The following is an 8,781-nucleotide window of genomic DNA, read 5'->3' as shown; positions in this document are numbered from 1 at the left end:
TATTTATGTTTGGTAATTTTGGTTTAATAATTTTTATTTTTAGTGATTTTTTTCTTATTAGGGTTGATGAGGATCACAAGGGTGTTCTTCATCAATTAATCCCCAGTAGGGTCTTCTCACTTTTACACTATTCCATTGATGACCATCCCAATAAAAATGCGAATAAATTGGTACCCATCTAAATCCTTCTGGTGATTTTCTTGGAGGTCGTTCAGGTAAACAATCTTGACGATTATCATAGACAGGGGCATTATTAGTATTAATATCAAATTGATTTTGTGTAGTTAAATAATTTGGAATTTGAGGTGTTTGATAGTAATTGTTATAAGGATATTGTATTGACATAACAATTCTTCCTCTCATTTTAGAGATTTTTAAATTAATTTTTTATAACGTTTTTTTTAAAAAATCATATATTAATTTTAGTAAATAATTATATCAGTTGTGGTTTCCCCAATGCCCTGGGTGCCAGTTCCAATATGATTTGTACAAATCCCAATGTCCTGGATGCCAAGACCATTGACCTTGGGTACATACTCCATGATGACATTTAGATGGATGGTAATCCCAATGTCCTGAATGATAGTATGGATGGGCTGGATGGTAATCCCAATGTCCAGCATGCCATGTTGTCATAAAAATCCTCCTTTTGATATAAAACCTGTTGTATATGCAATCAAAATATATTATGTGTTAAAAAATAGTAGGATAGTTGTCTAAAAAAAAATGGGTATTAGCTTATAAATGCTGGCGGTACCCCTTTATTAAAAAGTTTACTTTAAAAGTAATAAAAAAGAGTCCTATGTTTATGGGATTCTTTTTTATTCTTTTGATAATATTGTATTAATTAAATATAGATGATAGTTTAGTGAGAGTTTATATATTTAAAATTAATGATTTCATAAAAGTGGATGATATAAATTTAAGTTTATTTTGTTGAGCATTAAGACCTTAACAATCGTTGATAAATAAGGCGTTTAAACGATGTATAAAGCCTTTTGACATATTAAAATTAACTTTTATAAAGATATTTGCTACTTATAAATTATTACCTTGAACTATTTTGGATGTAGAAGGAGCGAGCGAAATGAATCTTAGTAAACAAATTAAAAAATATCGAGATAGGGAAGGGTTTTCTCAAGAAGATTTAGCTGAAAAAATTTATGTTTCTCGTCAAACCATTTCAAATTGGGAAAATGAAAGAAGTTATCCTGATATTCATAATTTATTGCTTCTAAGTGTTCTTTTCGATGTTTCTTTAGATGATTTAGTTAAAGGGGACATGGAAATGATGAAAAATAATCTTCAGCAAGTTAAATTTAATAAGTTAGGACAAATAATGGCTATATTTTTGATTTTAGCTGTAGGATCAATAGGGTTAGCGATTAAATTTTTTGGTAATGTAGGTTTAATTATTCCATTTGTTTTTTGGGTAATTGCTATGACAGCTGCTATTAAAATTGACATCATCAAGAAGCGTGAAAATATAAAAACATACGCTGAAATTGTTGCTTTCATGGAAAATAAAGATGTGAAAGCGGAAAGAGACAAGCGAGATAAGAAAAAATATATCATTCAAAAAACGTTGATTGTTGTAGGGGTTTCGTTGGTTTCAGGAATTATTGCTCTTTTGAGTTTTTCGATATTTTTATAGAGTAAAGATGTTCAATGTTATTGTGTAAATACAACACATGATTAGAAATAGAGAATATTATGTTGGTCAATCAAAACGGACCTAGTGAAACGAAGGGAGTATTTGACTTGACCAACTGAACGAAACCCAGACCCTCTTGGCATTGAACAAACTATTGTTTGTTCCTGCCAACCGGCGAGGGATCCCCTCAAGGATTGAGGGGTTGGGGAGTTCGATTGATGGGGTCAAGGGGAAGGATTCCCCTTGTAGGTTCGGACAAAGTCCGAGATCTTTTCCATGCTTTGCATGGATCGGCGAAGCCGAAAAGCGTCGCAGACCCCTATCAATTTTGATGCGTTAGCGTCAAAATACGTATAGGGTTACGTTAATTGACATCATTTTGTCGCTTTGCTAGACTGATGGTATCAATTAATCTAGGGAAAGTGGTGGCACTTTATGTTGGGTTCTATCTCATTTAATCAATCCCACCAAAGTTCATTGAGTCATAATAACAGAGAAAATATTCACGGGAATCCTGGTATTGATCCATCTAGGTTAGAGGAGAATATTTACTTTGTTCAAAAGGATATCCGAAGTGTATACAAGGAAGTTTTTCAAGAAGCAGTGGACAAATATAATGAGAAACAAAAACGGAATGATCGTAAAATTGATGATTACTATGACAAAATACATAAAGATGATAAGACGCATGAGCAACGAGAATTGGTCGTAGCGATCGGGGAAGGTAAAGACGACCCAAAGTATAGGGAAGCGAAAAAGGAAGCGCTGAAGCATTATGCTGAGGTGTTTCAAGAGCGAAATCCAAACCTAGCGGTTTATAACATGGTTTTACATGATGATGAAGCGAATCCGCATTTACATATTAACTATGTACCGAATTTCGAAAGTAGTCGAGGATTAACGAGGCGTGTCGGAATGGATAGAGCTTTGCAGCAACAAGGTGTAGAAGGAACGGGAAGAAAATTAATTGCACATTGGAGAGAATTAGAAACGGCTTATATTGAGCAATTGGCTAAAGAACATATTCCGAATTTTGAACGTGCTAATGTAGGTTCACATAAGTACATGAAAGTTCGTCAATATAAGGAGTATGCAGAAGCAAAGTCAACTATTGAAAATCAAGTAGAGGAAAAAGAAACACAATTACAAACGATTGACGATCATTTAAAAAACGTTGAAGAGAAAACAAACGAATTAGAAATGACTAAAAAGAGTTTGGAAAGTGATGTTGTTGATACGTACAAAGAATTAGAGATAGTAAAGCAACAAGTAGAGAGTGAAAATGAAAAGCTGCAGCTAATCGGCCAGCGTCATGTGGAGTTAGAAAAAAGAGTAGAACAAATGCAAAAAGAATTAGATAGTGCTACGAATCAAGTACCAAATGAACCTGTTAAAATTCCATTTTTACGCAAAGAAGTAGTAGTAGAAGTACAGGATAAAATGTTTGGAAAAGCTGAAATCACAAAGAAACAGACAAGAAATTATGTGTTATCGCCAGAACAATATCAAGAATTAACAAAGCAAGTGAATGCAGCGGTTACTATCAAAAAGGATTATGAGCGTTTGAAAAAAACAGATTTTGTGAAAGAGAATGAGAGTTTAAAAGCGCATGCAGAGGGATGGATGAAAGAAAATCGAACGTTGAAACAAGAAAAAAGTAAGTTGCAAAAGGAAGTTGGTGTATTAAATAGAGAAATTAGCTCGTTAAAAGCTCATATAAAGGGTTTGCAGACGAATATAAGAGTTTTGTATGTACAAACGAAAAAAGTTTTTAAAGAGCAATTTAAAGCGTTTAGGGAGATTGTTAAAAAAGAATTGGATAACAAGGGAGTAGATAATCAATTTGAACGTGAACATAAGAGAGAAATAAGAAGACATCGAGATTTTGATAGAGAAAGATAGGATTGAATGTTATGTTTTTGCAAGAGATGGAAAGCTTTAACAAGGTGTTTCATGTTATTATAGAGAAAAGACATACAAACGAGAAAAACCGCCCATGCTTTGGTCGGCAGGCGGTTTTTCATAATAAGGTTGGAATCAACCAATATATATTCTATATACATTCTAACATATAAAAGTTGATTCCTTCCACTAAGGGAGAGAATTATTTTATGACAAAAGTTGTAGATTTTGGACAAGCTGAAAAAAAAGCGAAATTAAGAGATAGTAAGATTGATAGTATTTATGATCAGTTGCAAGCCGGTGGTTATTCAGAAGAAGAGAGAGCAATGCTCTTACAGTTATTAAGTAAGGCGACTGGCGGAGAAGAATATTTTATTGCAAAAAAGAAAAAACCAACGGATCGGGTGAGATTTGTGCAGATTATAATGGATAATATGGAATATTTAAATGGTATTGGATATTTCACTAATGCAGAGCAAGCGTTTTTGTTGCAGATTTCTTCTTACTTAGAATTTAAAACTAATGTAATTATTGAAAAAAACAATAATGATAATGAAATTGATACTAATGCAGCAACGCCTAGTTATTTAGCTGAAAAGCTTGGTAAAACAAGAGAGAGTGTTTCTAAAACAATGAATTCCTTGTTAAAGAAAGGTGTTTTAGGGGTTGCAGAAGCAGGGATGACAACTGATGATGGAAGGATTTGCACAAGTCGTACATGGTTTGTAAATCCTAATATTATGTGTTGTTCTCCTAAGGATAGTGTTGATAGGGCAACTCAACATATTTTTAAAAAGTCATTAAGGAATTTTAAGGTTAAGGGTGATACTAAAAAACATAAATTACCCATTTATTTATTTTAGATGTCAATTTTACTATTGACATCTTTTTTTTTTTGCCGTTTTTCCATTTTTTAGGTGTGAAAAAAAAATCACACAGGTGTGAAAAAAAATTCACACCTTATATCGTATAAACCCTTGATATTACTGGTTTTCTTCATTTTGCTCTTCTCACTCTTATATATAGGGCTAAAAGTTCCGCAAGGAACAGGTCGTATTTTCTTTCGCTTTGCTTCAGAAAATCTCCACCTTTTTCGCTTTGCTTCATCCTTGCAAAACTTTTTTCGGCGGGAGTTAGAATATCGCCAAGCCGAACAGACCAAAAACGGGATATTGAGTTGCTCGACTTGGAATAGCAATTATACCCGCCGAATCGCCTAGTTCAACTGTTCATGAATAGATATTTACTTTATATTTTTAAGACACTAAAAGGGGCTAGCCCCTCGCTTCGCTCACCCCAGCCAACCACCACCCCAAAAACAAGGGGAAACCTAAATAAATAAAAAAGAAAGACCACCTAGTTGTTATGTCGCGAAATTACTGGTAAATGGGTCTACATACCCTTTGACAGGTGTAGAAATCACCTCCTGTTATTTGCATGCAACGCGCAAAACAACTAGGTCCAGTTGAATAGGACATGATTGCAGGAGAATTTGAGGACATTACTATGGGTCCTATTCCTCCTGGTCCTTGATCGGGTATTTCTATCGGAAATTTTGGTATAGTTGGGCACGGCTTTACGGTACATTGTTGTTCATAATAGCAAAACGGTCTATTTCCAAAATAAACACAGTGAAGTACTGGAGAACAGTTTATACATTGCATAGTTTTTTCTCTCCCTTTAATTCATATATTAATCTAAGCGTAAATTAAGGTTTTATAAGGTATTTTAAGAGTTTTACATAGTCATTCAAATTATAGATTATGAATAATTTATCTAATATGATTGGGTAGTTTTAAGTTTTAATTTGTCTAGGGGAAAACCTAAAGGAGAGACTAATGTCTTCCTTTCCTCTATAAAAAAAGTCCTCCAGTTTAGCTGGGGGACCTTTTTTATTTATATAATTCTCGAAAGCGGAAGTTCTTTGTTTCGCAACTTTTCTATTAAACAGGATCTGTTGGAAAAAACAAGGTAATAAAGAACCGTACCTGACTTGGAACTTCCGCAGAAGCAATCAGTCGATTCGAATTAGGAGCAGACAACACTATCTCGCTGTTCGGCGTAGCCGTTGCATTAGCTAATGTGACTGGTGGAGTATCGGAATTTAGAGGTGCTGAATGTTGTATCGCAACTTTTACAAAGTTGTTAGAGAGGTTTTGAGCAATAACTGTCATCAGACGGATAGGGTCTACTGGAAGAATAATGCCTGGTGCAAATTGAAAAATTGTATTTTCAATGAATTGTTGAATCGTAACGCCGTCTGGGGGGATTTCCACTCCCACAGTGGCATCTACACAGAAGTCTTGCCGAATAATAAGTGAATCAGAATGAATCACCGCATCACTTACGATTCGGTCATTGTGACATACTTTTTGAGAACAATCGTTGGAACAACAAGGTGCGGAAAATCCACTTCCTAGTGGTTGAAAACAAGGATTGCAGTGTTTTTTTGACATAAAGAATCGAACTCCTTTACATATCCGATTTATTATATGCAATGTAAAGGGAGTTTGTTTTTCTTGTACGTTTGTTCATGTTTATCTAATAAAGAACAAAATGTATAGGATATTCATGTGAAGTTTACATAACGTCCTATTATCGGTAGCAACTATTTTCCTAGAATCCTTGTATGTACAGGGATTCTTCTTTTTTTGTCTGGTTATCTCGTATACAGGATTTTATACATCGTTGATATAGTGAGGATTTTAGGGATCTCCACTATTCTTTTTTTGCATAAAATCTTGTATAAATAAAAAAGATTTCGATGTTATTATCGAGAAGTAATACATATCAGTGTTAAAATCGGAATGTATTTCGAAATTAAATCGTTTTTTAAATCGGTTGTCATATCAGTTGCAAGTGTATTCCGATTTTGATTGAAATATTGATTTAATCTTGTTATATGAGTAAAAAACGTATTCCGTTTTTGGGGGAGGAATGAAAATTGGAGCTAAAATCGGAAATGCATACACCGAAAATTGTTGCGGATCTTTTAGGGGTCACAACCGATTTGTTAAAAGTATGGTCGAACGAATTTAATATACAAACGGAGCGAAGCCAGGGAGGGCATCGCAGATATTCAAAGGAAAATATAGAAGAATTAAAAGCAATAAAAGAAAAAATACAGGTGCAAAAATGGTCCTACGATCAAGTTCGATCATGGCGAAACGGAGAACTTGATTCGTTTGTTTCAAAAGAAGAAAAATCAGAATTAGAAAAGAAATTGGATGAGGTATTAGAAAACCAACAATTACAAAATCAGTTTAATCAAGCGCTTGTTCAAAAATTACAGGAGATTACGAATGAATTAGTGACGACGAAAGAGCATTTAGCTAATACAGAGAAAAAATTAACAGAAGTAGAGGGTAAAAACAATGAATTAGAAGTTTTTATAGAGAAGAAATTAGAGAAGCGAGATCAGTTATTGCTTGAAAACATTAGAGATATGCAAAAGCAAAATCAGAAACAAAAACGGAAAGGTTTTTTCGGTTTGTTTAAAAATTAAATGTAGTTGTTATTCTTTGTAGTGTTCTAATGTCGGAAAAAGAGGAATAGAAATATAGCATACATATAAAATAATAAGGGAATGCAGTACAGATCAGTATACAAGCATTCTCTTATTATTTATATGTTTTTATTGATAAAAATTTTCTTTTATTTTATTGAACCAATTCTCTTGATAAGCAAGAGCAATTAATAATGCTACAAAAAATGTAATAACTATAAATTTAGCTTGTAGAAAGGTATATGTATAATGAATTATTACTAATGATGATAACCATACTCCAGCATCTATGCTACCGCCAGCGTATTTATATATTATAGTGAATTCAATTATATGCTTTACACAAGAAAGGGTTATTCCAATAATTAAAAGACTGATGGCAATAAAGAGTATAAATAGTGTATAGTTTTCTAAGAAATTGAGTACAATTGTGTTGTATTTTATAATTTCTTTAGGTGTTTGGTTAATAGTATCAATATTAAATTGTGTTTTTAAAAATAGGCTTGCTGAATTTAGCATGTAGTATATAAATACTATTAGACATGAGTGTTGTGTTAACCAAAAAAAAGAGCCGTCTTTTATATAATCTATAAGTTTATTGTTGAGCATATATTATATAATCCTCCTATATCGATATTATATATTCTAAAAGAGAATTGTTGCATTTACTAGTTCTTTTTATATGTCTTTCATTTTTTTATTTACAGTGTTTTGAATGTATATTTTTATTATATAAATTGAGGATATCAGTGGATTTGGTGGTAAGTTAATTTTTAAGGGGAAATGAATGTAAACTAATATTTAAAAGTTTACATTCGGACTTTTAAATATTTGTTTCATAAAATGGTACGAATTTGAAAATTTACTAAAATAGAAATTGGTATTATTTTAAACGAAAAGCTTAGTGGTTACTAGGCTTTTTATTTAATTTATTTATATTTTACATAATAAACTCTTAAGTAAGCTGTTAATATTTTATAAGTATTTGCATTTTTTTTATGCGATTTTACATATAAGAGGATTATTTTATGAGGAATAAATTATTATACATATTTTGGTTATCAGCTAAATATTATTATGTTGGGATGTAAACTGCTATTTTATTGAATATAGTTTGAGATTAAGGAGAGTGAGGTTAAATATGGCACGCTCAATTCGTGTTTTTTACTCAAACATGCAAGGGGTATCACGGCAGAATTTTAACTGGCCCCCCATTACTAAAAAGTCAGCGGTTTTAATTACAGCGGCACAGTTTTTTTGGCCTGGTGGCATTGGAGGGCTTGAGACTATTCGTCCGCATCTTGGCGCAGCGAGTATTTGGGTATCCAATATAGGAGCTCATGATCCAGAAGGTCCAGGAGGTAGTGGGTCCGGTGGTGTAGAGTTTCTCCTTCATGTGGACTCGAATACACCAATAAATGTTATGGTTACTATTACGGTACTTGACGATATTGAGCAATATCACCGAATAGATTAGCGGTTTTTTATTTAAAGTTAATGGGATATTTATCTGAAGATGAAATTTATGCATAATTGATTAAAAAAAACAAATTTATATGTGAAGATTTTTGAATTACCAAACATAAATACCGTATTAAATTTAATACGGTATTTATGTTTGGTAATTTTGGTTTAATAATTTTTATTTTTAGTGATTTTTTTCTTATTAGGGTTGATGAGGATCACAAGGGTGTTCTTCATCAATTAATCCCCAGTAGGG

General features: G+C 32.7%; 9 protein-coding genes. 5 read left to right on the top strand and 4 right to left on the bottom strand.

The annotated features are described in order from the left end of the window. Positions 1-57 precede the first annotated feature (57 nt). On the bottom strand, positions 58-345 hold the full coding sequence (locus tag MR136_RS28135; protein ID WP_078421614.1) for a hypothetical protein: 288 nt from the start codon (positions 343-345) through the stop codon (positions 58-60). 93 nt (positions 346-438) lie between these two features. After that, complete coding sequence (locus MR136_RS28130) at positions 439-636, bottom strand: YXWGXW repeat-containing protein (RefSeq protein ID WP_074594095.1); 198 nt, start codon at positions 634-636, stop codon at positions 439-441. Between the two features lie 451 nt (positions 637-1,087). Here MR136_RS28130 and MR136_RS28125 point away from each other — a divergent pair, with 451 nt between their 5' ends. From MR136_RS28125 to MR136_RS28115, 3 genes are all read left to right on the top strand, one after another. Next, the gene (locus MR136_RS28125; RefSeq protein ID WP_078421615.1) at positions 1,088-1,654 is read left to right on the top strand and encodes a helix-turn-helix transcriptional regulator; all 567 of its coding nucleotides are present in this window, start codon (positions 1,088-1,090) and stop codon (positions 1,652-1,654) included. 435 nt (positions 1,655-2,089) lie between these two features. Continuing rightward, complete coding sequence (locus MR136_RS28120) at positions 2,090-3,556, top strand: plasmid recombination protein (protein WP_078421616.1); 1,467 nt, start codon at positions 2,090-2,092, stop codon at positions 3,554-3,556. Positions 3,557-3,765: 209 nt separating this feature from the next. After that, positions 3,766-4,419, top strand: a complete 654-nt coding sequence (locus MR136_RS28115) for a hypothetical protein (protein ID WP_025966244.1) — start codon at positions 3,766-3,768, stop codon at positions 4,417-4,419. A 1,080-nt stretch (positions 4,420-5,499) separates the two neighbouring features. Here MR136_RS28115 and MR136_RS28110 read toward each other — a convergent pair. Further along, positions 5,500-6,012, bottom strand: coding sequence for a hypothetical protein (locus MR136_RS28110; protein ID WP_078421610.1), 513 nt, complete (start codon positions 6,010-6,012; stop codon positions 5,500-5,502). A gap of 488 nt (positions 6,013-6,500) precedes the next feature. Here MR136_RS28110 and MR136_RS28105 point away from each other — a divergent pair, with 488 nt between their 5' ends. Beyond that, positions 6,501-7,061 (top strand): MerR family transcriptional regulator, encoded by a 561-nt coding sequence (locus MR136_RS28105; protein ID WP_242259707.1) that lies wholly within the window; start codon positions 6,501-6,503, stop codon positions 7,059-7,061. Between the two features lie 129 nt (positions 7,062-7,190). Here the strand turns inward: MR136_RS28105 and MR136_RS28100 are convergent, their stop codons facing one another. After that, positions 7,191-7,670 (bottom strand): hypothetical protein, encoded by a 480-nt coding sequence (locus MR136_RS28100; protein ID WP_242259706.1) that lies wholly within the window; start codon positions 7,668-7,670, stop codon positions 7,191-7,193. A gap of 532 nt (positions 7,671-8,202) precedes the next feature. On the opposite strand from MR136_RS28100, the gene MR136_RS28095 reads away from it, so the two are divergent. Further along, on the top strand, positions 8,203-8,538 hold the full coding sequence (locus tag MR136_RS28095) for a hypothetical protein (protein ID WP_078421613.1): 336 nt from the start codon (positions 8,203-8,205) through the stop codon (positions 8,536-8,538). Positions 8,539-8,781 lie beyond the last annotated feature (243 nt).

The sequence above is a fragment of the Bacillus cereus group sp. BfR-BA-01311 genome, assembly GCF_022664295.1.
GTDB lineage: Bacteria > Bacillota > Bacilli > Bacillales > Bacillaceae_G > Bacillus_A > Bacillus_A cereus.
This window is presented reverse-complemented; position numbering and strand designations above follow the sequence as displayed.